Raw genomic sequence first — 24,494 nt, forward strand, 5'->3', positions numbered from 1 at the left:
TCGGCTCGGCTCGGCTCGGCTCCCGGCTCCCGGCTCCCGGCTCCCGGCTCCCGGCTCCCGGCTCCCGGCTCCCGGCTCCCGGCTCTCGGCTTCGATGCACTAAGGTACTAGCCGCCTCGCTCCGGCAGCGCCATCACCGCCAGCCCTGCTGCGACGACTTTATGCGCATAAATCTCACGGCCTGTTTCATCGACCTATTCGCGCGCCCACTGCCAATGTACGTCACGTAGCCAAAGACGTCTGCGTTGATAGATGCAGCTATCCGGACACGGCAAATCCCTCTCGAATTGAAGCCGCACTGACCAAACCTCGCTGTGCCTCCACGCGCCGGAAGCAGTTTCAATCCACTACCACTCTGAGCCACTGGCCCCGCACGTAACTGGCCAAACGGGTCAGCTAAGACATCGCCCCCGCTGCCATTCCTAACCACGGCAGCATCCAGCAGCAGTCCACAACCTTTATGCGCATAAACCTATCCGAACGGCTAATCCGTCTTTTGTTTACACAAAACCGATTGAAATACAAATTCATCCAGGTAAAATCCATCTGCGTCTAAAAAGAGGAGGTGAAGATTGGCAGCAGAAATCATCGCGGTAACTCAGCAAAAGGGCGGGGTCGGGAAGAGCACAATCGCGATGCACCTCGGCGCTGCGTTTCATGAGAAAGGCAAACGCGTCCTCGTCGTGGACGCAGACGGTCAAAACACGCTAATCCACTGGGCCTGCGCATCATCAGACGGCGACACGGGTATCCCATTTCCCGTCGTCAACCTCTCCGAAGCAGGCAGTCAGATCCATCGTGAGATCAAGAAGTTCGTGTCCGACTACGACATCATCGTCGTCGACTGCCCGCCCTCTATCACCGAGAAAGTCTCCGGCGTCGTCCTTCTCGCCGCAAGCGTCGCGGTGATCCCGACATCGTCATCCCCCGCCGACTATTGGTCGAGCATCGGATTGGTGAAGCTCGTCCAGCAGGCTCAGGTGATGAACGAAGATCTGCGTGCGGTCTTCTTGCTCAATAAGACCGAAGAAAAACGGATGCTGACGCGCGAACTGAAGCGCGCGTTGGAAGAGCTCGGGTTCCCGCTGCTCAAGACACAAATCCCAACACGCGAGGCCTACAAGCAGGCCATGGCGTTAGGACAAACAGTGCTTCAGATGAATGATCGCGGCGCCAAACTGGCCGCCATCGAAGTACGGGCGTGCGCGAATGAGATCGCCGCCTTGCTCCCGTGAAATTTATGCGCATAAAGGACCCTGAATGAAACCCTCCCAATTCGCCAAAGGCTTTCAAGCACGTCCTGACTCAACCAGCAGCGAAAAGCGAACCGCGCTCGATCGACTGAACGCTATCGACGGCCTGGTCAAGAATGATCAGAAGAGCGGCGACGCGGTGAGACGGACCATCGCGCCCGTCATGCCGTCGCAGAGCGTTGCCGAAGTCGACGCCGCTGACGCAGCCAATGAATCGGCGGCCTATCGCACGTGGCGGAACGAGCACGGCTACCGTCCAGGCCAGGTCATCGAGCTGGCGCTCAAGACGATCAAGCCAAGCCCGTTCAATCCGCGACATTTCTATCTGAAGACGTCGATTGCCGAGCTCGCTGTCAATCTGGCCAAGCAGGGGCAGCAGCAGGCAATTCACGTGATCCCGGATTACGACAATCCCGGTACCTACTACGTCAGCGATGGCGGGCGGCGGGTGCGGGCGCTGAAAGAGGCGAACAAGGAAACGGTAAAGGCGATCGTCATTGATCTGCCGATTGGTATCCAGAGCTATAAGCTCGGCTACGACCTCAACGTCCAGCGCGATTCGCAGACGGTGTTCGACAACGCGGTCGTATGGAAACGCTTTCTCGACGACCGGCATTTCCAGAGTCAGAAGGAACTTGCCGAACACCTCGGGCTCGACGAGTCGACCGTTGCGGTCGCCTTGTCGATCGCAAAATTGCCTGAAGTCGTTATGCACGAAATGGTCGCGCGACCGGACCGCTTCGGCTCGAACATGGCGTATCAGGTGGGTCGTTATCACACTGCCCGCGGCGCCGACGCAACGCTACGCCTGATCAACAAGATCCTCTCGGACGATCTGAGTACGCGGCAAGTCGCCGACATCGTCAAAGGAAGAGCGACCGCTCAGGAAAGCACCAAACCTGCGGGCCGACAACGCTACGCTCAGCGTCTGGAAATCAAACTCGACGGAGTGTCCGTCGGCGATCTCAAATCGTATGGGGATGACCGAATCGAACTGCGATTAAAGGGGCTCACGCGTGAAAAGCGCGACGACATTCTTCGCCAGATTGAAAAGATGTTGAAGTAGGAACCGTAGAGCGATGGGGCGGGGGCGGCAGCCGATAGCCGCGCCCCATCAGTAGTTACGCCGCGCGCGATTGGCTCAGCGTGAAGGCAAGCAAATCACCGTCGGTAGGCTCACCCCAAGTCTTGCGAGCCAGCCAATCGAAGAATGCCGTTTCGACGATCTTCGAATCCAGCCCACGACGACGCCAGTCGTCGCGCATGTGGGTGCCGAGTCCCGGCAATTCATCTTCCTCAAACGACTGCCGCGCGATATCCCGCTCGGACTCACCTTGTTCGTCGTACAACTCACGCGCTTCCTTGCGGCGAAACGCCGAGTACTCGCCAAGCAGGCGCGCCTTGAGGTCGTCGGCCGGCGCGGCAACCGCAGCCTTGCCGCCACTACCTGACGGCAGCGCTTCGACCGGTGGCGCGTAACCTTTCTTCAACGCGTCCTTGAACAGCGCCGGCGCGCTGCGCACCGGCGGCAGCGACGTGCTGCGCATGCGCTGCTCGGTCATCTGGAGTGCGGCGCGAATGCGATTTTCTTCGCTGTCGGCGTAAAGCGTTTGCGCTTCTTTCAGCGGGATGCCGATCTTCACCATCCGGTCGACCAGCGTGCTGTCGAACACGTTCGGATGTTCGTCGAGCGCGAGCATCGGCTGTTTGCGTTCAGTCACCCGGAACTGGATCTCGGCGACCCGTCGCCCCTCGCGATGTTCGATCAGTTCGACAAAGATGTTGGTGACGGCGTTGACCTCGGCGATGGCCGGGCGCAAGTAATCACGCTTGAAGTATTTATATTCGCGCTTCGCTTCGTCGCCCGCCTCTGTGTCCGGCGTGCCGGAGAGAATAGGGCGCCACCATTCCCACGTCTCGCGCATCGTCAGATGGCTCGGGTTGGTCAGATAGCGCACACAAATCTCGTACAGCGCGAGACCAGCGCTACTGCGCAACTGGCTCTGGAACTGGAGACTCAGGCGGGCGTACTGGACCGGATCGAGCAGCTTCTTCTTGATCTTCGGCGCAAATGAGAATTCCACCCAGACACGGCGAGTGGTCGGGTCTTCGAGAATTTCCGCGTCAGCAATCAGCGTGGAAATACCCCATTTCCGGCCCGGCTTCTGGCTTGACGTGCCGGTGCTCCATTCAACCTGCACCGACACCATGCGCCGCAAGTGCTCCTTGACGAGCGCGGTGTCGTTGGAATCAAACGCGGAGTTCGCGACGATGTCGGACAGCAAGGCCCGATACGTGTCGCCAGATTCATCCGCTTGCTGAGCGACGGCGAGGAGCACGTTGAACAGCTTACGGGTAAGGAGCGTGATCTTGCCGCTTTTGGGCTGAATTGCGATCGCCTCGACGGCTTTGCGCAATTCGGCCGAGCTCGGGCTGACTACGTCGGTCTTCTTCGCGCGCTTCGTGGCCATGCGTCTGGTCGAGGAGGGATTTGGCGAGAGCATACCGGCTGCGGTGATACGCGTCTATAGCGTGGATCTCACCGTTGCGGGTGAAGCGAGTTTACGAGGCGCAACTCACCTCGAACAACTCCCGAAAACCCTCACCTCAGCCGTTTCGCCCCAGGTTCGGGCCGTCCTTGCAGGTCGCGGGCTTGGCAAATTCGGAGCATTTTTGCTGCGAGCGCGAAGGCAGGTCATCCAATCCCGAATCTCCTCACCTCAAAAAAACTGGTGAATTTTGACGGTTTGCGACTGCAGACTAGGCGCTCATATGGCCGATCGAATCGACGAACAAGTTTTGAGCATTATTTGGCAGGAGGACAGCCGCGCGCCGATGCAATCGTGAGAGGCCATGCGAAGAGCCCGCTGAGCACAGCTACAAGCGCCGGCCTGCGTTAATGTGCGCGCCCCACAAGACCCCGCGTGAAACCGCGATGCAGCTCCACGAGCGTTCTCTGTTCAGACGTCGAAAGCTTGCCAACCCTGTGTCCGGCCCAGACCGACAACGCACGAGCTCGTGCATCGATGCAACTACCACTTGTGCTACGGCGACGGATGGTGCCGACGAAGACGTCTTGAGCCGACGGACTCGGCTCCCCATGTCACGGCCCCCGAAAAACCTCACCTTAACGGTAGCGGAGCGCTCGAAACGACGCCGCCTTCAGCCGTGTTGTGCTCCAAAAGCACCTAAAATCGGTCCCGAAAAACCTCACCCTGAGGCATCTGAGAGTTTGCAATCACTTCAATTATCAACCCCCGAAAAACCTCACCTTTAGAAGGGTACGGTAAAATATCCAATGATTTCAAAGATTTACATATTAATTCATGCGACTCCAACTGCAAGCTCTCCCGAAAAGTCTCACCTCAATGCCCATTTCAGCCAAATCGGGGCATTTCTGATCGCAGTCGCCGCGGTCCTGAAAAATCTCACCGTTCGACTTTTGTGCCGCTGAAGCGCGAACGGATTCGGCGGCGTCAGCAGGGCTTTTCCAGCCGCTCGGAGCCATTTTGGTCCTGTATTTCCTCACCTTAATGATCGTCAAGCTGCCAGACGTCTCCCGAAAGACCTCACCGTTGACCCCCTGCAGGCCCATTTCAAGGACGGCAGACGGCAAAACCCAACCTCCCGAATTTCCTCACCTTTGACCGCCGACGATCGACCAGATCATCTGCGTCGAGCACGACTTTCCGGCTGAGCCCCCCGCCCGCTCCCGAAAACTCTCACCTTAGGCATCGAAATGCACAGAAATAAGGCAAAAACGCCACCTCTGCCCCGTAAAGCCTCACCTTCGGCTCGCGTTTTCTCCTGACTTGGCTCACCAAAGGGGTTAACGAGCCCTAAATAAAGACAAAAATGGGCTGACGGATGCGTCCCGAAAGCGCTCACCTTCGCCCTAATCCGGCCTACAGCTGACTTTCGAGCGCTGCCGGGCGATCCACGGCATCCAGGTCCTGCAAAATCTCACCTTTGGGCAAGCCGCACTTTTGGGGTGGTTCCTGAACCCGCTCACGTTCTGTCCCGGACCCGCTCACCGAGGCCCCCGAACCTCATCACTCGACATTCCCGCAAGACCTCACCACGTCTCCCGCAAAGCTTCACCTTCCCAGCCTGAAACTCCCGCCAGATAAGGCTTTGCCGTGGCGTTAACGTTTTTAACATGGGTTCAAAGGTGTTTACTTTTATTACTCTCTAGAATTGCCCCCGCGCGTCCTTCGGACAAAGTCTTCAACCCAAGCTGGCAACATGACGCGTTCGTGAAACAGTGCGCGACCATCGGGAAGGCTCCAAAAACTCTTTCTTTACAAGACCTTATTGGCTACTCTTCGTTTTGTTTCACGGAAAAAGGCAGCTGGCACGAATCCGCCGCCCCACGTTCAGTAGCAACACAGCGTGTTTCGACATTCCGTACCCTAGACAAACAAATACGTAGCAAACAGTACGTAAATTGTTATGATTCATCCAATTCGAGCGACATCGAGGTATACATGAATCTAGATCAGGAACGGCAAGCCATTCGAAACGAGCTCGAAGCGCTGCGAGCTAACGGGGCCCGGCGACAAGAACTTTCGCTGCACGCATGCAAACGGCTGTTTTTTGATCTGGGAATTCGCCCGTCCATGGCTGCGGTTCGCGATCTGACCCAGACCGGCAGCGCGAGCGACATTCCAAAGGACATCGACCACTTCTGGGAGCGCATCCGGAATGTCTCGCGTGTGAAAGTCGGCGCGGGCGCTATCCCGAAAGCACTTGAAGACCGAGCCGGCGAATTGCTGGCCGCTCTTTTTGAAGAAGCCGTTTCACATGCGCGCACCACGCTCGACGACGAGCGCCAGGAAATTCGCGCGCAAATCACCGCCGCTGACCAGCGCGCTCGAGAAGCGGAAATTCGCCGTCAGGAGTCGGAAGACGCGATCAAGCGCAGCGAATTGCGAGCGGAGGCGGCTTGGGAACGCGTTCGCGCACTGGAAAGCGAACTGTCGAGCGCGGCCACACACGGGAATGCTCACCAGGAAGGTTTACAGGCAACGGTGCGCCGGCTCGAGCACGAAAACGAAGCGCTTCGTCAACGGCTCGACAACGAATTCGCGAACAACGCGACGCTGCGGGACCGGATCGATGCATTGCACGTCGAATTGCGCCAAAGCACCGAACACTATGCGCAACAGATCAAGGACGCTGTCGCCGAAGCCGAGCGGCGCGTCAAGCCGATGCTGGTCGAACTCGATTCTTTGCGCAGCATGGCGGCCACTTATCAGTCCGGGGTGCGCGACGCGAGCCGCAAGGAATTTGAGTTTATTCAGCAAATCGCCGCGGCCAAGGCGCGCGGCGACCGGCTCGACGCCCAATTGCGCGAGCAATCGGATGAAGTAGACGCGCTCACGAAAGAAGTCGCCGTTCTGCGCGGTCAGCAAGGAATCGATCCGGCGATTGCGAATCTTCTATGCTCGCTAGTCGAAGCTGGCCGCTTGACGGGTGACGAATTAAAAACGATTGGCACGGCGGCGGATGGTCACGTCGCCCTTCCTCTGCGGTGCCCAAAATGTGAGGAAGGTGAGCCTGAACTGTCGCAAGTGGATCACCGCTTCGAACTGCAATGTCCGGAATGCGATCACTCGTCGGGCCTCGGCGAATCAAGACTGGAGGCGGTTAGCCGGTTTCTGTCGAGCGACCCGATTGAGGCGTCGGCGTGACATTTGCTGCGGGGCAATAGCGGACAAATCGGCAAAGGTGAGGAAATTCGGGACCCGAGAGGTGAGGAATATCAGGAGTCGACGGCTCCCCTTTTCCTCGTTAAACGCCCGTCGCGCCTAGGTGCGGCTAAAGGCGGAACTGCCGGATCTGGAACGTCGGTGGCGGGAGAATCCTGCTGATCCATCCAGTTTTGCCACGCTCGATACAGACGGTTCGCCGACACCGCCTGCACAAATCCCAGCCATTGTCCGACCAGTTCCGCCTCGACTCCACTTTCGAACAGATCCGCCGCGAACGTATTCCGCAAGGTTTGCGGACTGGCGCGCGACGCCCGCGACTCCGCGATTCCGGCTCCGTCAATCAACGCGTCGACTGCGCGGAGCATGGTCGCTTTATGCATGGGCCTTCCGGAAGGCGACGCGGGAAACACCAGGTTCCCCGCCAGTTCCGATAACCGGCGTTCCGCGAGCCACGCGTCGAGAATGGCTGCGGCGAACGGCGCGAGCCGGGTGCGCCGTGTAAGCATCGGGTTAGCTGACTCGATCGTCACCCACGGCATTCCGGCATGCACGCAACTAACCGTAAGCGCCGCGGCCTCGCCCGTCTTCAACCCGCCACCTAGAAACACAGCGATCAAAGCGCGGTCGCGCCGCTCCCTCCAACGTAGCGCCGCAGACAAATCCGGCAACGGCGAAAACAGATGCGCGATCAGCGCCGTTCGTTCGGAGTGGTTGAGAAAGCCGGTCGGCTCGTTATCGCGTGCGTTCCGCCACGCTGCTTCGCCATCCTGAGCAATGAAGCGCGCCGGATTGGTCGAAGCGGATTCGATTTCGCGCACATGATCGAGCACCCGCTCGATCAGCCGTAAATACCGTAGCCTTTGGGTCTTTTTCACGTCGAGACCAGCGACGAACTCGGCAATCGCGTGAGCATCGACCGTGACGAGACTTTTCTGGCGCGCGCTCAGCCATTCGAGAAAAAGCCCCCATTGCGCCTGGTAGACTTCCGCGGAGGAACGGCGGAAATTCTGCTTGGCAAGCCAGGCGTCGAAAGCAATTTGCGGGTCGCGACGCCAGTCTTCACGTTGCTGGTCGAATAGATCCGTGGATGGGGCAGGACGAGGGACCGGGTCGGTCAGATGGGGAGGCGACATAAGCTATCTTTCTGTTAGTTGCACACATTGTAGGCGGCAACCGATGGAAATGCAGCCCTTAGTCAGTCACCCCAAGCGCGTGCACGTTTGAGAGGCGCGTTCTCCGACGGTTGCGCAGCGCGACGTGCCGCCTCTTCATAGGCACTGACCGCGAACGCGAACACTGCCGGCAGTGCCGTGGACGTGCCGAAGTCCACAGCCTCGTCCGTCTCCGGATACGGCAGGTCGGAGGGCCGTTGAAAAAGGCCCAGCATCACCGCGTCGTGCCGGCTGGCAAAGCCGAGATCGGCCAGCGCTTCGGCTTCGATGGCATGCAGCAAACGCCAGGTGAGCGGAACCTGCTGAACGATGTAGCGACCAGCAATATTGCGCACAATGCGTTCGAGATCGCGCGCCGCGGTTTGATAACGCAGCGCGGCCAGAGCATGGTCGGTCGAGTCGGTTGTCAGGTTGTTCATGATCGGCTCCAGTCGATAGCCTGTACTGTGCAAATATACAGTGTCGGATGCAACCTCGGCCGGAGTGTCGATTCCGCCAACTGCTAGCCACGGTGCGCCGAGAAATCAGCCGTGAATCACCACTAGCAGCGCCTTCGCCTCGCCCTTTCCGGCGTTGCGGACCGCGTGCGGTTCGTCGGCGACATAGCGCGCGGTGTCCGCTGCCTTCAGCCGTTTCGTCGTGCCGGCCGCCTCGATTTCGATCGACCCTTGCAGCACGGTCAGATGCTCGCGCGTACCGGGTTCGTGCGCGTTCGACACCAGCGCCCCGCCCGGCTGCAGCGTCAACTCGTACCATTCGAATTTGCCGGCCAGCTCGATCGGCCCCCACACGCGCAACTGATACTTGGCGTCGTGCCCACTCAACGTGGGAATCTCGTGCGGACCGGAGACGGCGATCGCTTCCGGCGTCTTTTGCGGCGCGAACAGCGAATCCAGGCTGACGCCGAGCGCGTTGGTCAGACGCCAGGCGACCGCGATGGTCGGATTGGCCTTGTCGCGTTCGATCTCCGAGAGCATCGATTTCGACACGCCGGCCGCGCGCGACAGATCGTCGAGCGTCATGCGCCGTTCGGCGCGCAAGCGCTGAATCTGTTCGCCGACGCGCGGCGGCGCTGCGACTGTCGGCACCGACGTCGCACCTGAAGTGGGCGCCGCGTTCGCTGCGGTGCGGCGAATACCCGAACTTGCCATTTCCTGACCCATCGTTTAGAGTTGTTCGACATACCGGATTTTAGTTCGGAAAAACGAAAATATCCGATAAAACTGACAGCCGACTATAACAGGCCGCCTCGTGGTCGCACATGCCGAGCACGCTGACACAGGCGCCATCACCCATCTCAGGAGTCTGGTTCATGCGTGACCTTTATCTCGCCCATCTGCGGGGCACACTCGAGCAGATTCGCGCTGACGGCTTTTACAAGAGCGAGCGCGTGATCGCCAGCCCGCAATCGGCTGGCATCCGTCTGGCTAACGGCACGGACGTGCTGAACTTCTGCGCGAACAATTACCTCGGCCTCGCCGACGACGCGCGGCTGATCGACGCCGCCAAGCAAGGGCTCGACAACGACGGCTTCGGCATGGCGTCCGTGCGTTTCATCTGCGGCACGCAAACCGTGCATAAAGATCTTGAGCACGCGCTCGCCGCGTTCCTGCAAACCGACGATTGCATCCTCTACTCCAGCTGCTTCGATGCAAACGGCGGCCTGTTCGAAACTTTGCTCGACGAAAACGACGCGATCATCAGTGACGAACTGAACCACGCGAGCATCATCGACGGCGTGCGGCTTTCGAAGGCGAAGCGCTTTCGCTACAAGAACAACGACCTTGCCGACCTCGAAGCGAAACTGGCCGAAGCGAAGGCCGCCGGCGCGCGCTTTACACTGATCGCGACTGACGGCGTGTTCTCGATGGACGGCATCATCGCCAATCTTGCCGGCATCTGCGATCTGGCGGACCGCTACGGCGCGCTCGTGATGGTCGACGATTCGCACGCGGTGGGTTTTGTCGGCGAACATGGGCGCGGCACGCCGGAACATTGTGGCGTGCTGTCGCGCGTCGACATCATTACGGGCACGCTGGGTAAAGCATTGGGCGGTGCATCGGGCGGCTATGTGGCCGCGCGCAAGGAGATCGTTGAGTTGTTGCGTCAACGCTCGCGTCCCTATCTGTTCTCGAACACGCTGACGCCGAGCATTGCCGCCGCATCGCTGAAAGTGCTTGAACTGCTGGCAAGCGATGAAGGCGCGCAACTGCGCGCACGTGTGCGCGAAAACGGCGCGCACTTCCGCAGCAAGATGAGCGCGCTCGGCTTCACGCTCGTGCCCGGCGAACATCCGATCATTCCGGTCATGCTCGGCGACGCGCAACTCGCCTCGAAAATGGCCGACGCCCTGTTGAAAGAAGGCGTGTACGTGATCGGCTTCTCGTTCCCGGTGGTGCCAAAAGGCCGCGCGCGCATTCGCACGCAGATGAGCGCCGCGCATACGCCCGAACAGATCGACCGCGCGGTGGATGCATTTGCGCGCGTCGGCCGCGAACTCGGCGTTATTTAACACGGAGGCGCACATGAAAGCATTGGCAAAACTCGAACGCGCTCCCGGGCTCACGCTCACGGACGTCAAGAAACCTGAAGTCGGCCACAACGACGTGATGATCCGCATCACGCGCACCGCGATTTGCGGCACCGACATTCACATCTGGAAGTGGGACGACTGGGCGCAGAAAACGATTCCTGTGCCGATGCACGTCGGTCACGAATACGTGGGCGAAATCGTCGAAATGGGCCAGGAAGTGCGCGGCTTTGCGATCGGCGATCGCGTGTCCGGCGAAGGACATATCACCTGCGGTTTCTGCCGCAATTGCCGCGCGGGCCGCCGGCATTTGTGCCGCAATACGGTGGGCGTCGGCGTGAATCGCGAAGGCGCGTTTGCCGAGTATCTGGTGATTCCGGCCTTCAACGCCTTCAAGATTCCCCCCGAGATCTCCGACGACCTCGCTGCAATTTTCGATCCGTTCGGCAACGCCACGCACACTGCGCTGTCGTTCAATCTGGTCGGCGAGGACGTGTTGATTACCGGCGCTGGACCTATCGGCATCATGGCGGTGGCGATCGCGAAACATGTCGGCGCGCGCAATGTCGTGATCACCGATGTCAACGACTATCGCCTCGAACTCGCGCGCAAAATGGGCGCGACACGCGCAGTCAATGTCTCGCGCGAATCGTTGCGCGATGTGATGGCGGACCTGCACATGACCGAAGGTTTCGACGTCGGGCTGGAAATGTCAGGCGTGCCGAGCGCCTTCACCAGCATGCTCGAAGCGATGAACCACGGCGGCAAGATTGCGCTGCTCGGCATTCCGCCCGCGCAGACAGCGATCGACTGGACCCAGGTGATCTTTAAAGGCCTCGAAATCAAGGGCATTTATGGGCGCGAGATGTTCGAGACCTGGTACAAGATGGTTGCGATGCTGCAAAGCGGTCTGGATCTCTCGCCGATCCTCACGCACCATTTCAAGGTCGACGATTATCAGGAAGCGTTCGCCACGATGCTCTCCGGCGAGAGCGGCAAGGTCATTCTCGACTGGACGGCCGCGTGAGTTAGCACCTACCGAACGTGCAGAACGTGCCTGAAGCGCGCAATCGTAGCAGCGCGCGCACAGCGCAAACGCCTGGTTCCAAACGCCCGCACCGCGCTCACCCGCCTGCGGGCGTTTTAACAAACTCGGCCTGAATGCGCACATGAATATCATCACCGACGGCCGGATACCACGTCGCCAAACCAAACTTCGCGCGACTGAACTGGCCCTCGGCGGAAAAGCCGAGCGTGTCTTTCTTCGTGAGCGGATCGGGGGCAAAACCGTTGAAGGTGACGTCGAGCGCGACCGGCTGCGTGACGCCGCGAATGGTCAGATCGCCAGTCAACGTGCCGCGCGACTCACCGGTGCGCTCAAAACGCGTGCTGACGAAGCGAATCTCCGGATAGCGCTCCACGTCGAGCATGTTGCCGCTTTTCACCATCTTGTCCAGCAACGGCACATTCGTATCGATGCTCGCGGCGTCGATCGTCACCGACGCCGTGCTCTTGTCCAGCCCGCCTTCGTTCCAGTCGAGCTCTCCCTTCTTGCGGTCGAAGCGCGCCGTGAAGCGTGAATACTTGAAGTGATCGATGTCGAAGGTAATGCTGCAGTGATCCGGATCGATTTCGTAGCGGCCAGGCGGCACGCGCGTCTCGTTCTGGCTGACCGTATGCGTAAGCACTTGCACAGGCGTGCAGGCCATCGCCGTCAGTAGCGCTGCGCTGAACAAGGCGCGCGCGATCGTGGCGCGGAGAGTCAGTGTGCTCATGAAGTTCGTTCCCGTTGACCGATCGTGCACAAGATAGCAGGTCGCTCCCTCCAGCTGCAAAAACGCAAAAGACTTGACGAGGGAGAATGATCGTTCTACCCTTCGTTCATGGCTACCGAAACTCAAACTGAATCGGTCACACCCGGCAGCGCGCGCGAGCGGCTGCTAGACGCGACTGAGGCGCTGATCTACGCCGGCGGCATTCACGCAACGGGCGTGGACGCGATCGTCAAGCAGTCCGGCACGGCGCGCAAAAGCTTTTACACGTATTTCGAATCGAAAGATGCGCTCGTTGCGGCCGCGCTCGACCGGCGCGATGAGCGTTGGATGAACTGGTTTATCGCGGGCACGCAACGGCATGGCAAGACGGCGAAGAAACGCCTGCTCGGCATGTTCGAAGTGCTGCGCGAATGGTTTGCATCGGAGGATTTTCACGGTTGCGCGTTTCTGAATGCATCCGGAGAGATTGCCTCCGCGGACGACCCGATCCGGATCGTCGCGCGCCATCACAAGGAACGCCTGCTGGCGTTCGTGCGAACCGAATGCGATGCCTTCGCGGCGGAGTCGGAACTTGACTCCCACCGCGCGGCGCGCCTGTCGCGTCAATGGCTGATCCTGCTCGACGGCGCCATTGCGGTGGCGCTGGTGAGCGGTGAGCCCGATGCCGCTCTAGACGCGCAAGCTGCAGCCCAAGTCCTGCTCGACGCGCAGTGTGCGGGCGAGCCAGGCATACCGCCAAGCAAACGACCGCCATCCCGGCGAACCGCAACCTGACTGAGGAACCATCATGGCCGACACAATCGAAAGCCGCCCGCCGCTGCCGCCCTTTACACGCGAAACCGCGATCCAGAAAGTGCGTGCCGCCGAAGACGGCTGGAATACCCGCGACCCCGAGCGCGTGTCGCTCGCCTACACCGTGGACAGCGTATGGCGCAATCGCGCCGAATTCACGAATGGTCGCGCGGAGATTGTCGGCTTGTTGCGCCGTAAATGGGCGAGAGAACTCGATTACCGTTTGATCAAGGAACTGTGGGCGTTCACCGATAACCGCATCGCCGTGCGTTTTGCCTATGAATGGCACGACGATTCGAACAACTGGTTCCGCTCGTATGGCAACGAGAATTGGGAGTTCGACGAGCACGGACTGATGGCGCGCCGTCACGCAAGCATCAACGATATGCCGATCCGCGAAGCCGACCGTCTTTATCACTGGCCGCTCGGCCGCCGTCCCGACGACCATCCAAGTCTGTCCGATCTCGGTCTTTGACACTCCGCTGGTGAACGCGCGATGCGCGTTCACCGCTCTGCCATCGGTTCTCCGTTACTGTTGTGTCTGCGCTGCTGGGCACGTCTTGTGCCCGCGCGCCAGAGCGTGTCCTCAACATCGCGTGTGCGGCTTGAGGTACAGTGCGCGACGGGCGGCAAGCATACCCAGAACATAGATGACGCCGGCGCTCGACCGGTGGCGGAGAGGACATGCATTTTCGGCAGATCAACAAGAACATCCGACGGACCGCACTGGCGCTCGTTGCCAGCTTCGCCGCTGCGTCCGCAGCACATGCCGGCAACTGGTGCGAAGGCGGCGTATGGGTCGACGCCATGCTGGGTTCGTATCACATCAACCCTGACCCGAACACGCATTTCGAGCAGTTCAACCCGGGCCTCGGCGTCGAATGCTGGCTCAATAACCAATGGGCGTTGACCGCCGGCGGCTTTCGCAACTCGTTGCGCCGGCCTTCCTATTACGGTGGCGGCGTGTGGGCGCCGGAATTCGCGCACTGGGGCATTGTGCGGATCGCGGCCATCGGCGGGATTATCTCGGGCTATAACTACGGCAACTGGGGTTTGGGCCGCGACCACACGATCGGTCCGGTGGTCGCGCCGATCGTGATGGTCGAGTACAAGCGTGTGGGCGCGAACTTTATCGTGATTCCGCCAATTCCATCGGATGATCTTCCGTTCACCATTGGCTTTCAGTTGAAGGTGAAGTTCTAACCGAACTATCGCAGCACAAAAAAGATGCGACTTTTGGGAAATCACCTAAATCGGACAATAGAGTTGCGACCTTCCATCTCACATTACGAAAATATTCTCGCTCTGTCCTACGGGGCGCAGATGTGTGCGATTGGGTGTCAGCGGTCCAACCGCGACAAATCGGCGAATTTTTTGCTTGCGGCGGCGAGGTTTAATTCGTTGTGCAAAACCAAAAGTTGCGACCTTGCTTATCGCATAAGGCTCCCGAGGTGATTCGTACCTGACGTTGGGGCAGCTCAACCCGACTACACATTCGTCTCCATTTCGGCTGAGTCAACAGGAGATATGTCCAAAACTCACTTCGGTGAGCCGCTGAACTGGCATCTGTTCGCCTTCTCAAAATCTTCGCGGATGGGTGAGCTGTTCCAGGATGGTGAGGACTTCCAAGGGAGGATCTCCAGGGGAGGATTTCCAGGAAGGTGAGAATTTCCAGGAGGCGGTTCAGTTTCGCCGAGAGGTGAGCCATTCCAGGAGCTGAGCGGCACCTTAACCGCCTAAAACGGCACTCAAGGTGAGGAGTTCCAGGAGATCGCGTGCAAAGGTGAGCCATTCCAGGAGATCAGAAGTCACCACGCCGGTTCCGCACCTGTCCAATGGTGAGGATTTCCAGGGAATTTTGATCATAGCTGCCTGCGGTGAAACGCCGGGGGCCGAAACAACTCACCCTAGCTGTGTATCGGCACAAGGCAGAGGTGAGGATTTCCAGGAGCTAAGACGATGGATAAATTCGTATCTCCCGAAAAGGCTCACCTTGCCTCCGGCGGCTGCAGCGAAATGTGCGGTACGTGCGAATTGGCGTGAGGAAATGCGTCCCATGCGACGTCGCCGCAGACGTTGACCGATTGAGTGAGCCGCCGATCCTAGGGTTTTAGCGTAAGTCGGCGGCCATCCTTTCCGCTTCTTGACCATCGCTTTCCAGGACTACGCGCCTCTACGTACGCCTGAAGATTGTTGCCCCAAGCATGTCCGCTAGTTCGTCCCAAATCTCGCACAAGTTTGAGAACTTTCACTCGAATGCAGTACCCGAGAATTGAGGTTAAAACGTCAACGCGAAGATTACGCATCAGTTCAGCGAGATGCGTTGCCTCTTCCAGCGTCTGTCCTTTATCACCCGCCTTGCCGATGGAGCTTGCGAGTTCTAGAAGGGCAAGTTCCGGGATTGAAACGAGAATTTCGTTGTTCTTGTTGGGTAATGGACGTAGCCAAGCTGCTATCGGCGCATCGTTCCGAAACAGTTGGGTGGTCTGAAAGCTGAAGGGCATGTGTTCGCCAACCCAGTCCGGAAACCTATAAGACTGGAAAGCCCATAGAGCGATTCTGGGGCGGAACGCTATGTTGTGTCTGATCCCTTGCCAATCAAGCGCGGTCTTTCCCCCGACGTGAAGGCCGGGCACGCGTCGGCTCAGATAGGCAATAACGCCGTCCGTCGATAATTGGTCTCCAACGAGTAGATACGCCCCCTTCGAGAGGCGCTTGAGCCAGCCGGCACGAACCAGGTAACTGGTCTGTGATGCCTCAATCCCCAGCGTCCGTAACATTTCCGGGTCCAGAGGTTGGCCGCGAGGTGCCTTCTCGAGTAGGCGTTGTACGGTTGTATTAGCCAAGTATCAGCCTTTTGCGTGGCTTCTAATCTCTACGGTCCCAATTTATCACAGTTTATGTAAGAAAAGTACGTGAAACGTGCCCCAATATCCTCACCCGCGCTGGTTCGCCGTTTACGCGACGGTCCGCTTCCGAGGAACATGTACGCTGCTGCCAGCGTCCCCAGTGGGACGAGGTGATGTCTGCTGATTTACCTTCCCTTGAGACTAATCGTCTGCATCACGCTTGCAGTGGCCGCTGATGCCTATTGCATGCAAATAGCACTGAAATTACCCCCTCTGGGGAATCTACCTATCAAGAAAACATTGCCTTTGCCGCAATGCTCAACTAGAAGTCAAAGAGGTTCCGGGTATTAACGAACAGAACGATTAACGAACAGAACGAGCACGGGATGACAAGAAAGGCGAGGCAGCGGGAGCGGCGTGATAATGTGAGCGATGCAGAACGCGCCGTACACACGTCTTCTCCCAAAGACATTGAACTGGTATTCGGGCTGGTCGGGCCGACCGGTGTCGATCTAACCGCCGTCTGTAATGCGCTCAAATCACAATTGACCGCCGTCGGCTATGATCCAGTGATTATTTCCTTGAGCGAGTTGATTCCGGGCTATATCAGGAAGGATTTTAAGCCAGCTTCGGAATATGATCGTATCAAGGAATTGATGGCCCTTGGTACCAAGCTCCGTGAACGTACAGCACAGGCGGATATTGTAGCTCGGCTTGGAGTCGCACGAATCCGTGCGGTGCGAGAAGAAAAGTCAGGTGACCGCAAAAAACCCGCATCCCGCGTTGCATACATTATTCGTTCGTTCAAGCGACCGGAGGAAATTGACCTTTATCGCGATGTGTATGGTAAGGCGTTCACGCTTATCTCCGTCTATTCCCCTCGAGTCGCCCGAATCAGGCACATGGAGCGCAAGTTCCTGAAATCATCGCGGACGCGGAAAAAGGCAGGCGAATATGCCGTTGAGTTGATCAATCGCGACTATGCAGAGGAAGACGGCAAGGACTACGGCCAGAGCGTAGGCGAAACGTTTCCGCTCGCTGATTATTTCGTTACCAGTGGGTCAGCCGCTGAGATCGAAGAAAATATCCGCCGACTTGTACGGCTTATATTTGGAGATCCATATATTTCGCCCACACGCGATGAGCAAGGTATGTTCTTCGCGCAGGCTGCTGCTTTACGTTCGCTGGATTTGTCGAGGCAGGTCGGAGCTGCGGTGATTACGCAGGATGGCGATCTGCTATCGACGGGGTGCAACGAAGTGCCCAAGTTTGGCGGTGGACTCTACTGGGAAGAAGACGAGCACTGCGCGCGAGACTTCGAGCTCGGCCACGACTCGAACGTGACGATCAAACGGGAAATTGTTGAGGAGATGTTCGCTAAACTCCGCGAAGCGAATTGGCTTTCTGGCGCAGCCAAGAAGAAAAGTGACGCAGAGCTGACCGACGATAGTCTTACTGGAAATGGCAAATACCTGAAAAGCTCAAAATTATTTGATGTAATTGAATTTGGCCGCGCAGTGCACGCCGAAATGGCCGCAATAACCCAAGCGGCCAAGAATGGTATTTCATTGTCAGGCCATCGGTTATTCTGTACGACTTTTCCGTGCCATATCTGCGCGCGGCATATAATTTCAAGTGGCTTGTCGGAAGTTGTGTTTGTTGAGCCGTACGACAAAAGTCGAACTGGCGAGCTCTATGATGATTCAATTTCCATTGAACCCGGTGAATTGCCGCGCAATAAAGCTTCTTTTCGTGCATTTGTAGGTGTGGCGCCGCGTCGCTACATGGATCTATTTACAATGACCACACACCGGAAGAATGCGAAAGGTGAAATTCTGAGTGGTGATGAAATCGCAAAACAACCAAAACTAAAAAGATTTGTTTTGACATATATTGTTGCTGAAGATATTATTATAAATAGTACCGCGTCGGTCAACTGAATGAGGTGATTGTATGAATAATGACCAGCTGTCCAGATTTCTGGCGCAATTCGAGGCTTCGAAAAAAGACGTGGCCCAGTGGCCGACATGGATGAAAGATGCGGCAGGCGTGGCCGCTGCTTCCTTTCCGGACAGTAAAACCGCGGAACACAGGTCTGCGCAAATCTCGCAGGCCAAGTCCCGGGGGTAGTTGTTCCGCCCCAAGGTGCCTGTGACAGCAGGTCAGTAGTTTCTGCCTCGCGCAAATCTGGCGACAGCCGCGTCAGATTTGCGCGAGGCTGTCCTTTCGAATGAAAGGGATAAGCCAACATCGCTCACGAGCCGGTGCCTGCGCGGCTGCAGACATCACAGGTCGACAAACGATCGGCGTCTTGCCTCATCTCTGCCTGGCACCTACCTTCCACGACGAGCGCAGACGGGCGCTCCTTTCCCCTCGATGGTTTGGTTGCCGGATTTTCCCAACTGGGCACCCCCAGCAAAATGTGAAATCAGACGCAGGTGGTCAGATGACTATCCTTATCTGACTACCGGGATTCTTTGCCCAACCTCGGCCGCCGGAAAACGCGCCGCTGATCTGAGAGAACAAAGTCAGTCATGGTGCCTCGCTGCCTTAGGCGGAAGGGGGAGGCTGACTGAACGAAGGGAGAATCGGCGGAATCTGGCGAAGTCGGTGATGGTGGGGTTGGAGGGCGAAGATCGGTCGCGCGTTGCCCGGCAAAAATGAAAGTGTCCCTCGACCTCGTCATGGAAGCCTCCCTGACGAGGAGTACCGAAACGGTCAAAGCCTTGTCAGATATGGCTAGGGACGCATTTATTCGGTAATGCACGTAACCATCGAGCGGCTCGTCTTTTTACCCCCCGTGTTCCTTGAATTTTTTGAGCGCAGGGCGGCTGAGGGACACTTTTAGGGAGGGGGGCTCCGCAGCGTCTCGAGGAGGCGTGAAAGCCCTCCCCACGAATCACAGATGGTCTTTGAGGTACGGGCTTCGTCTTGACCCCGCTTAACCTCGTCGGGTTAAACCCCTCCTGCTATCAACCACTCCACCGCCTCGGCCGGATAACCTTCCGGCCACTCCCTTGCCAGCAGTCCCACCGCTTCCCGCACCCGCAACTCGGCTGCTGCGCCGCTGTGGTCTGCCCCTAGCACCTCTGTGCAGACTGTTTTCAACACGCTCTGCGCGCAGGCAATCCGGTCGAGCGCACGTTGCAGGCGTTCGCCCTTTTCCGCGCACAGGCCGGGCTCTTGAGACGGCCTCGTCGTCGTTCCCCGACAGTTTCGTCGCCGATTGCTTCTGTGCGACCCGTCTCATCATCGCTCGACGCAACCGGTCGCGCATCTCGTCGTTCAGAGGAAACTCTTTCACGACCCGGTTCGACGTTCGTCTCGCGTTTTCCAGCAGAATTCGAAGCGGCAGCCCACGAGTTAGCCGCCAATTCGCATTGCTCCGTTCTCGCCGAAAATGCGTCGTGAATAAGCTCATCCTAGGAGCTTGTTTAGAAAGTCGTCGTTTATGTGGAACCGCAGGCCATCGGACGGGCTTCCGAAGCAGCGCCAAGTTCGTCGCTCAATTAGCAGGTCGCGGCTGACTCGCGATATCGCGGGCCGCCAAGCTTCACTTTTTCTGTTCTCTGGCTGCTTAAATGGCTAACATTCCATCGTATGATTCCTTTTACGGGATGACTGGCATGCCTCCTTGTCGAGGCAGGATGAACCACACACAGCGCGTGAAGAACCATACTGGGAGCAGAGACCGATGGCCTTCGATTTGCGGAACGCAATCAATGCGATTTCTGACGTCGTGATGAATCGTCCGGCGCCGCTTCGCGAGTTTGACCAGATATATATGAAAGTCGCGGATATGGTCATCCAGGCGGAATACGTCGCGCGGGTCTTCGACAACAAGGATGTGGTGTTTGTAGGGGATGGCGACGGAATTGCACTGTCCGCCGCGCATTTGAAAGCTGCCAAGGTCATCCCATATGGACCGAAGTCCATCACGCTGCTCGACTTCGATGAACGTATCGTAAATTCGGTTCAGCGTTTCGGCGAAAAGCTCGCGCCCGCAGTCGAGGTGAACGCCTTCCTGTACAACGTCGCCGACCCCTTGCCGCCTGAGCATTTCGGAAAGTACGATGGCTTCCACATCAATCCGCCGTGGGGGGCCAGCAATGGCGGCCAGAGCGTGACTGCTTTTCTTGAGCGTGGAAGCGAGGCGACTAACGCGAAGAGTCTTGGCATCGTCGTCATTGGCGATGACCCTGACCTTGAGTGGACTCAGCTAGTGCTGCGAGACACGCAGGTTCGAGCGCTCGAACTGGGCTATGTTGTCAGTGAGCTGATGCCGCAGTTGCACATGTATCACCTTGACGATGCGCCCGACCTCCGCTCATGTTCGCTGCTTTTTCGCCGCATCGAGCCTGGTTTGATGGCAAAGTCGTCCGAGCGGCTGTCAAGCGAGCGTCGCGCTAACTTCTACGGAAAGCTGTCACCGCTCAGGTATCAGTACGTGCGTGACGTCTCCACGTTGAACCGGGGCAACGCTCCGGACCATCTGTACCAGCTTGAACTGGTTCCGGAGGCAAAGCATGAATAAGGTTTTGGGGGCGGGCGGCCTGATTTTCATGAAGGTCGGTCTTCACGCGCAAGAGACCATCGAAGACATCATCGCTCGAAAACAGAAAGAATACGACGAGGCTGGCGCCATCTTCTGGGGCTACGGTGGCTCCACGTGCCATCCGGTGTCGATGGTTCAGCCGTTCGGCAAGCAGGTGGAAGCCGCCGGTGGCCAGCTGCTCATCGTCATGAATAAGATGAACTCAAAGCACGCCGCTCCGCCTGAGGTCGCGAAAGAGTATTCGGACGATGGCGTTGATTGGAAGCCGGTGCCTAAGGGCATCGAGGTTCGTGGGTCGCGATTCGCTCTTGTGCTGGACGAACTGCGCATCGACGAGTTCGAAGTGGACCTCGGCGAGCTCGAAGTCGGTATTGGACCGAATCGTGGTCGGAAAGCCACCGACTACATGCGTTTTCAGGTCGACAAGGGGTGCTTCAACTATGTCCCGCGCGAGATTCCAATTGCGCCGGAAGAGCGCATCGTAAAGCAAATCGGTTTAGTTGCTCGCGTCAAGGCCCCTTACGCGGTATTCGTTAGGAATTGAGCGTAGGGGCCGACAACCGGGCGCTACCTAATCGGGCGGCCTCCAAAGGAGACCGCCCGTTTGGCCTTTCATGTGGTTGATATAGGAAGCGAGACCTTCTCGCACGCTCCCGGCCGACGCAGCATAAGACTTACCGAAGACGTTCGACAGAGTCTTGTCCACAGCTGGCTTTGCGCGCACTTTCGCCTGCACAGGTTCGACCTCTTCCGCGGTCATCACTTCGAAAAGTGATTCCAGCGCCATAACTCGACCTTGCAGGTCTTCGGCCACACGCGCGTTCATCAATGCGCTGATGGCCCTTTTGTCTCCCGTGACGACGACCGCGTCACGGTTGCTCGCGGCGAACGCGAAGAGCACCGCTTCACCGGAATCCAGCGATTGGATGTTCGTCAGTTCGTCCAGGAGCTCCGGTGCAATCGCATCTTGCGAGACGACGGGGCAAGTTTTCAGGAACGCCTCAAGGCGGTTGGCCGTCTCTTCGTCCTTGCAACGCTGGAGTCGATTCTTCGCGGGCAGTAGCGAGTATTTTGCCGTCGAGAGAACGGAAACCTGCCCGCGTTGAACATCGAGCGCTTTCAACGCTTCATCGATGAGGTCGTACGAGGCAAGCTTCAGGAGCACGTCATTGTCGAGCAGAATCATAGCCTCGCCCGACTCAAGAGGTCACGAACTTGCTGCCCGTTACGCGCTCGAGATACTCGACGCTTTCCCCGGGCAGTCGGTCAACGTCCAGATTCATCCACATCGCTTCGTTGATGACGTCCGGTGCAGGTGGACGGCCATTTTCAAAGCGTTTCAATGCCGCCATACCAAGCCCCCAATCGCCGGACTTGTTTGCAAGGTTCAGGATGATATGTCCCGGGTCAACCTGCGTCTGAAGGCCGGTTTTATATGCGACGTCCGTAAGCTCTGCTGGGTTTACCGTCTGGTTGCCGAGCGTGTACTCGGCGTCCGGTCGCCCGTTCAAGAGTTCGAGCGCGAAGTGGTCAGCAGCCTGCTCGTCCGCGTCGGCATCAGTGAGCGCATATGAGGCGGCACCCAGCTCCTCATCGATGAGGATTTCGTCAGGCGCCACATGACCCAACGCGCAGTGTGCGACTTCATGAGCCAGGATGAACAGCTGCCACGCCCAGTAGGACGACTTCTTTGATAACAAGATGACCGGTCGTGCATCCGTGTGCACCACCATCCCATCCATCTTGGCGATGTCTGGTCCGAGTTCCGACAGAAACACAACGGGCACGCCGCGACTCCACGTTGCCATGAGCAAGTTGCGCAACCCGAGATACTTGCCCGGATGCTGCTTCATGATGTCGGCGCGCAGTTCCGCAGCCGACGCCGGGAACTCCGTGTGGGCAATGCGACAAGCGAACGAGACCATCTCCGCGACACTGACGGCAATTGAAGTCGCCGCCGTGAGGTCCTTTGACTTCGCACTGACCGAGCGCTTGTACTTTGTATCGAAGTGGTGAAGCGATTCGACAGACGGATTCTGGGAGAAGAGGCCGCTGGTCCGCAGATTCAGGCGCTTCGCGAGGATTGCGGCGACTTCAGTCGACACCGCTTCGTCCTCAAGGACATCCGGTGTGACCCAGTCAGGCAGCAGTGACCGCTGGAACCTGACAGGATAGCCGGCCGACTCCAGCGCGCCGAAGATTCGTTGAATCCTAGGATTTTCAGCCATTACGCGCTCCCGTAGATGAGTTGATAGTGACCTGCTTGAGATTGCGCAGCAGTTCGAGAAGAGCATCGGCCTGGTTATCGCTGCCGTCCCACACATCAATTATGGCATCGCACAGAAGCCGCTCGTACTCGAGTCCTTGCCCGCGGTCGGCGCGCACGGATAGACCATAGAAATTGCATAGTTTAATGAATGACTTTCCCCATCGATGACGCTCCGTTCCACGCTTGTAGCGAGACACTGAAGGCTGGCTCACGCCGGCTGCCCGTGCAATAGCCGATTCACTTCTAACATCTGTGCTTAGAAGTTGCTTCAGTTGGGCGAAAACGTCACTTGGAGTCGCATTGAGCATCCATTCATTATATTATTCATTATTCATTTTTGTATAGCCACATGGTATGATTCCGGCGGAAGAGGGGAATCGCAATATGGAACAACTGCCGCGCAGCTTTTGCTGGACCAAGATGGGTGCCGAGTCTGGGGAACAGTTGCAATTGATTATTCGGCGCAAGGAGTGGGAACGTTCGCTTGGGAACGGTCTGTTTTTCTGGGGAATTGGGCAATCGCTGGGCGGGAACGCAGACCTCGCGATGCGTGGCGGAGAAGCGCTCAAGGTTCTTTTCTCCCCAATGATTAGCAAGGCCAAGGCAATCGACTCCACTCCTGACGAGACTGTCGTGTGGACTGCCTATGTCGATACTTACGGCGAAGAACATCCTCTGCCGGAACATGCCCTTGTTACCAGCCGGGCAACATTACCCTCGGGCCGACGCAAGGAATCGCACTACGCTCTAGTCTGTCGGTCGCCTATCTCGCTGGCGACAACCGGCCAGCTTTCCGTAGACCCGAACTCAATCTGCAATTTCGCGACAAACAAGCCACTTGGCGCGTCGCAAGTCACCGCCATCGTTCGCAACAATCGGGACAGGCAGGCCACTGCTGGCAAAGTCTATCCAGTCAGCTTTTCTGCCGAGCTGGTCCAACCGTGTTTCATCCGTCTCTCTTCGCCTCGACTACTTTCGAGTGCCGAGAAAGCCATGCTTGCTCGGGCGGTAGAAAATGGCGCGGAGCGAACTTGGCGCGACGTGGTCACGTCAATCCGGCGCATTGCCACGAAGCCTCGTGCCCGCACGCCGAAGAATTTCGACCTGTTTGAGACGCTCTGCTAGCAACTGACCGCGGCGGCGGCTGGTTAGAATCTACTGTAGATGCTGTATATTTATACAGTATGTGTCGGTCCTTTGGCAACAGAAAGACGGTTGTCGCCTCTCTCCCTAGCTTATAAAGCAATTTCAGCGCAATAAAACAACAATTGCCGCTGCGGTCACAACGAGCTTATGACGGGACATTCAGGAACGCATCGGGCGTGCTCGCAGCCGCCGCGGGGAGCGGAAGCCGCCGGACAGGGAACGATTGCAGAGGCAAGGTGCACGCCTATTCAACCCGCTCGGACCTCAGCAAGAGTCCACAGCGCGGCCTAAGTTCAGCAGACGCCGCGTAAGCCCTTATGCCGACCGCGCCGGAAATTGAGACGCCTTACGTCTCAGTCGAAACGTAGCCTGCTATGCATCATTCGTATGCGGTCGAGGAACAACGTCCTTCCAATGAGTGGCTGAAGGTCTGAACCTA

21 protein-coding genes are annotated in these 24,494 nt (G+C 58.0%); 13 read left to right on the forward strand and 8 right to left on the reverse strand.

Annotated features, from left to right (window positions below; all coding sequences use genetic code 11):
* Positions 1-572 precede the first annotated feature (572 nt).
* Together parA and ACFSNN_RS37400 are read left to right on the forward strand one after the other, a co-directional pair.
* Positions 573-1,235 carry a ParA family partition ATPase gene (parA, locus tag ACFSNN_RS37395; protein WP_134461296.1) on the forward strand — a complete coding sequence of 221 codons (663 nt, stop codon included), beginning with the start codon at positions 573-575 and terminating at the stop codon, positions 1,233-1,235.
* A gap of 25 nt (positions 1,236-1,260) precedes the next feature.
* Positions 1,261-2,319 carry a ParB/RepB/Spo0J family partition protein gene (locus ACFSNN_RS37400; RefSeq protein ID WP_134461299.1) on the forward strand — a complete coding sequence of 353 codons (1,059 nt, stop codon included), beginning with the start codon at positions 1,261-1,263 and terminating at the stop codon, positions 2,317-2,319.
* A gap of 55 nt (positions 2,320-2,374) precedes the next feature.
* Here ACFSNN_RS37400 and ACFSNN_RS37405 read toward each other — a convergent pair whose 3' ends face one another.
* Entirely contained in the window at positions 2,375-3,724 is a 1,350-nt protein-coding gene (locus tag ACFSNN_RS37405; RefSeq protein ID WP_134461302.1) for a replication initiation protein, read from the reverse strand.
* Between the two features lie 2,016 nt (positions 3,725-5,740).
* Between ACFSNN_RS37405 and ACFSNN_RS37410 the strand changes: the two genes are divergently transcribed.
* Positions 5,741-6,946, forward strand: coding sequence for a DNA-binding protein (locus ACFSNN_RS37410; RefSeq protein ID WP_134465521.1), 1,206 nt, complete (start codon positions 5,741-5,743; stop codon positions 6,944-6,946).
* Between the two features lie 71 nt (positions 6,947-7,017).
* Here ACFSNN_RS37410 and ACFSNN_RS37415 read toward each other — a convergent pair whose 3' ends face one another.
* From ACFSNN_RS37415 to ACFSNN_RS37425, 3 genes are all read right to left on the reverse strand, one after another.
* Positions 7,018-8,100 (reverse strand): tyrosine-type recombinase/integrase, encoded by a 1,083-nt coding sequence (locus tag ACFSNN_RS37415; RefSeq protein ID WP_134461305.1) that lies wholly within the window; start codon positions 8,098-8,100, stop codon positions 7,018-7,020.
* A 62-nt stretch (positions 8,101-8,162) separates the two neighbouring features.
* On the reverse strand, positions 8,163-8,558 hold the full coding sequence (locus ACFSNN_RS37420; protein ID WP_134461308.1) for a DUF2471 family protein: 396 nt from the start codon (positions 8,556-8,558) through the stop codon (positions 8,163-8,165).
* A 105-nt stretch (positions 8,559-8,663) separates the two neighbouring features.
* Positions 8,664-9,302 carry a helix-turn-helix domain-containing protein gene (locus tag ACFSNN_RS37425; protein WP_134461311.1) on the reverse strand — a complete coding sequence of 213 codons (639 nt, stop codon included), beginning with the start codon at positions 9,300-9,302 and terminating at the stop codon, positions 8,664-8,666.
* 149 nt (positions 9,303-9,451) lie between these two features.
* On the opposite strand from ACFSNN_RS37425, the gene ACFSNN_RS37430 reads away from it, so the two are divergent.
* The gene (locus tag ACFSNN_RS37430; RefSeq protein WP_134461314.1) at positions 9,452-10,651 is read left to right on the forward strand and encodes a glycine C-acetyltransferase; all 1,200 of its coding nucleotides are present in this window, start codon (positions 9,452-9,454) and stop codon (positions 10,649-10,651) included.
* A 13-nt stretch (positions 10,652-10,664) separates the two neighbouring features.
* Positions 10,665-11,696, forward strand: coding sequence for an L-threonine 3-dehydrogenase (gene tdh, locus ACFSNN_RS37435; protein ID WP_012428787.1), 1,032 nt, complete (start codon positions 10,665-10,667; stop codon positions 11,694-11,696).
* A gap of 97 nt (positions 11,697-11,793) precedes the next feature.
* Here the strand turns inward: tdh and ACFSNN_RS37440 are convergent, their stop codons facing one another.
* Positions 11,794-12,444 carry a YceI family protein gene (locus ACFSNN_RS37440; RefSeq protein WP_134461317.1) on the reverse strand — a complete coding sequence of 217 codons (651 nt, stop codon included), beginning with the start codon at positions 12,442-12,444 and terminating at the stop codon, positions 11,794-11,796.
* Between the two features lie 108 nt (positions 12,445-12,552).
* Between ACFSNN_RS37440 and ACFSNN_RS37445 the strand changes: the two genes are divergently transcribed.
* The 3 genes from ACFSNN_RS37445 (at position 12,553) to ACFSNN_RS37455 (ending at position 14,439) form a co-directional block, all read left to right on the forward strand.
* Positions 12,553-13,218 carry a TetR/AcrR family transcriptional regulator gene (locus ACFSNN_RS37445; protein WP_134461320.1) on the forward strand — a complete coding sequence of 222 codons (666 nt, stop codon included), beginning with the start codon at positions 12,553-12,555 and terminating at the stop codon, positions 13,216-13,218.
* Positions 13,219-13,231: 13 nt separating this feature from the next.
* Positions 13,232-13,711, forward strand: a complete 480-nt coding sequence (locus ACFSNN_RS37450) for a nuclear transport factor 2 family protein (RefSeq protein ID WP_134461323.1) — start codon at positions 13,232-13,234, stop codon at positions 13,709-13,711.
* A gap of 209 nt (positions 13,712-13,920) precedes the next feature.
* A complete protein-coding gene (locus ACFSNN_RS37455) occupies positions 13,921-14,439 on the forward strand; it encodes a hypothetical protein (protein ID WP_134461326.1) in 519 nt (172 codons plus the stop codon).
* Between the two features lie 899 nt (positions 14,440-15,338).
* Here the strand turns inward: ACFSNN_RS37455 and ACFSNN_RS37460 are convergent.
* On the reverse strand, positions 15,339-16,082 hold the full coding sequence (locus ACFSNN_RS37460; protein WP_134461329.1) for a type IV toxin-antitoxin system AbiEi family antitoxin domain-containing protein: 744 nt from the start codon (positions 16,080-16,082) through the stop codon (positions 15,339-15,341).
* A gap of 389 nt (positions 16,083-16,471) precedes the next feature.
* Here ACFSNN_RS37460 and ACFSNN_RS37465 point away from each other — a divergent pair, with 389 nt between their 5' ends.
* The 4 genes from ACFSNN_RS37465 to ACFSNN_RS37480 all read left to right on the forward strand — a co-directional run bounded on the left by ACFSNN_RS37465 (position 16,472) and on the right by ACFSNN_RS37480 (position 21,184).
* The gene (locus tag ACFSNN_RS37465; RefSeq protein WP_134461332.1) at positions 16,472-18,025 is read left to right on the forward strand and encodes an anti-phage dCTP deaminase; all 1,554 of its coding nucleotides are present in this window, start codon (positions 16,472-16,474) and stop codon (positions 18,023-18,025) included.
* Between the two features lie 13 nt (positions 18,026-18,038).
* On the forward strand, positions 18,039-18,215 hold the full coding sequence (locus ACFSNN_RS37470) for a hypothetical protein (RefSeq protein WP_166799323.1): 177 nt from the start codon (positions 18,039-18,041) through the stop codon (positions 18,213-18,215).
* A 1,564-nt stretch (positions 18,216-19,779) separates the two neighbouring features.
* Entirely contained in the window at positions 19,780-20,619 is an 840-nt protein-coding gene (locus ACFSNN_RS37475; RefSeq protein ID WP_377690328.1) for a bis-aminopropyl spermidine synthase family protein, read from the forward strand.
* The gene (locus tag ACFSNN_RS37480; RefSeq protein ID WP_134461334.1) at positions 20,612-21,184 is read left to right on the forward strand and encodes a hypothetical protein; all 573 of its coding nucleotides are present in this window, start codon (positions 20,612-20,614) and stop codon (positions 21,182-21,184) included. Before ACFSNN_RS37475 ends, ACFSNN_RS37480 begins: the two co-directional genes overlap by 8 nt.
* 27 nt (positions 21,185-21,211) lie before the next feature.
* On the opposite strand, the gene ACFSNN_RS37485 is transcribed toward ACFSNN_RS37480, so the two are convergent.
* Positions 21,212-21,826, reverse strand: coding sequence for a hypothetical protein (locus tag ACFSNN_RS37485; protein ID WP_134461337.1), 615 nt, complete (start codon positions 21,824-21,826; stop codon positions 21,212-21,214).
* Positions 21,827-21,839: 13 nt separating this feature from the next.
* On the reverse strand, positions 21,840-22,868 hold the full coding sequence (locus tag ACFSNN_RS37490) for a hypothetical protein (RefSeq protein ID WP_134461340.1): 1,029 nt from the start codon (positions 22,866-22,868) through the stop codon (positions 21,840-21,842).
* 425 nt (positions 22,869-23,293) lie between these two features.
* On the opposite strand from ACFSNN_RS37490, the gene ACFSNN_RS37495 reads away from it, so the two are divergent.
* Positions 23,294-24,034 (forward strand): hypothetical protein, encoded by a 741-nt coding sequence (locus tag ACFSNN_RS37495; protein ID WP_134461346.1) that lies wholly within the window; start codon positions 23,294-23,296, stop codon positions 24,032-24,034.
* Positions 24,035-24,494: the final 460 nt, after the last annotated feature.

The organism is Paraburkholderia dipogonis (genome assembly GCF_042680985.1).
GTDB classification, from domain to species: domain Bacteria; phylum Pseudomonadota; class Gammaproteobacteria; order Burkholderiales; family Burkholderiaceae; genus Paraburkholderia; species Paraburkholderia phytofirmans.

What these genes read in the sequence shown, in the direction of transcription:
- ACFSNN_RS37400 (WP_134461299.1), top strand. Translation starts at nt 1,261, where the DNA reads ATGAAACCCTCCCAATTCGCCAAAGGCTTTCAAGCACGTCCTGACTCA.
- ACFSNN_RS37405 (WP_134461302.1), bottom strand. Translation starts at nt 3,724, where the DNA reads ATGGCCACGAAGCGCGCGAAGAAGACCGACGTAGTCAGCCCGAGCTCG.
- ACFSNN_RS37410 (WP_134465521.1), top strand. Translation starts at nt 5,741, where the DNA reads ATGAATCTAGATCAGGAACGGCAAGCCATTCGAAACGAGCTCGAAGCG.
- ACFSNN_RS37415 (WP_134461305.1), bottom strand. Translation starts at nt 8,100, where the DNA reads ATGTCGCCTCCCCATCTGACCGACCCGGTCCCTCGTCCTGCCCCATCC.
- ACFSNN_RS37420 (WP_134461308.1), bottom strand. Translation starts at nt 8,558, where the DNA reads ATGAACAACCTGACAACCGACTCGACCGACCATGCTCTGGCCGCGCTG.
- ACFSNN_RS37425 (WP_134461311.1), bottom strand. Translation starts at nt 9,302, where the DNA reads ATGGGTCAGGAAATGGCAAGTTCGGGTATTCGCCGCACCGCAGCGAAC.
- ACFSNN_RS37430 (WP_134461314.1), top strand. Translation starts at nt 9,452, where the DNA reads ATGCGTGACCTTTATCTCGCCCATCTGCGGGGCACACTCGAGCAGATT.
- tdh (WP_012428787.1), top strand. Translation starts at nt 10,665, where the DNA reads ATGAAAGCATTGGCAAAACTCGAACGCGCTCCCGGGCTCACGCTCACG.
- ACFSNN_RS37440 (WP_134461317.1), bottom strand. Translation starts at nt 12,444, where the DNA reads ATGAGCACACTGACTCTCCGCGCCACGATCGCGCGCGCCTTGTTCAGC.
- ACFSNN_RS37445 (WP_134461320.1), top strand. Translation starts at nt 12,553, where the DNA reads ATGGCTACCGAAACTCAAACTGAATCGGTCACACCCGGCAGCGCGCGC.
- ACFSNN_RS37450 (WP_134461323.1), top strand. Translation starts at nt 13,232, where the DNA reads ATGGCCGACACAATCGAAAGCCGCCCGCCGCTGCCGCCCTTTACACGC.
- ACFSNN_RS37455 (WP_134461326.1), top strand. Translation starts at nt 13,921, where the DNA reads ATGCATTTTCGGCAGATCAACAAGAACATCCGACGGACCGCACTGGCG.
- ACFSNN_RS37465 (WP_134461332.1), top strand. Translation starts at nt 16,472, where the DNA reads ATGACAAGAAAGGCGAGGCAGCGGGAGCGGCGTGATAATGTGAGCGAT.
- ACFSNN_RS37470 (WP_166799323.1), top strand. Translation starts at nt 18,039, where the DNA reads ATGAATAATGACCAGCTGTCCAGATTTCTGGCGCAATTCGAGGCTTCG.
- ACFSNN_RS37475 (WP_377690328.1), top strand. Translation starts at nt 19,780, where the DNA reads ATGGCCTTCGATTTGCGGAACGCAATCAATGCGATTTCTGACGTCGTG.
- ACFSNN_RS37480 (WP_134461334.1), top strand. Translation starts at nt 20,612, where the DNA reads ATGAATAAGGTTTTGGGGGCGGGCGGCCTGATTTTCATGAAGGTCGGT.
- ACFSNN_RS37485 (WP_134461337.1), bottom strand. Translation starts at nt 21,826, where the DNA reads ATGATTCTGCTCGACAATGACGTGCTCCTGAAGCTTGCCTCGTACGAC.
- ACFSNN_RS37490 (WP_134461340.1), bottom strand. Translation starts at nt 22,868, where the DNA reads ATGGCTGAAAATCCTAGGATTCAACGAATCTTCGGCGCGCTGGAGTCG.
- ACFSNN_RS37495 (WP_134461346.1), top strand. Translation starts at nt 23,294, where the DNA reads ATGGAACAACTGCCGCGCAGCTTTTGCTGGACCAAGATGGGTGCCGAG.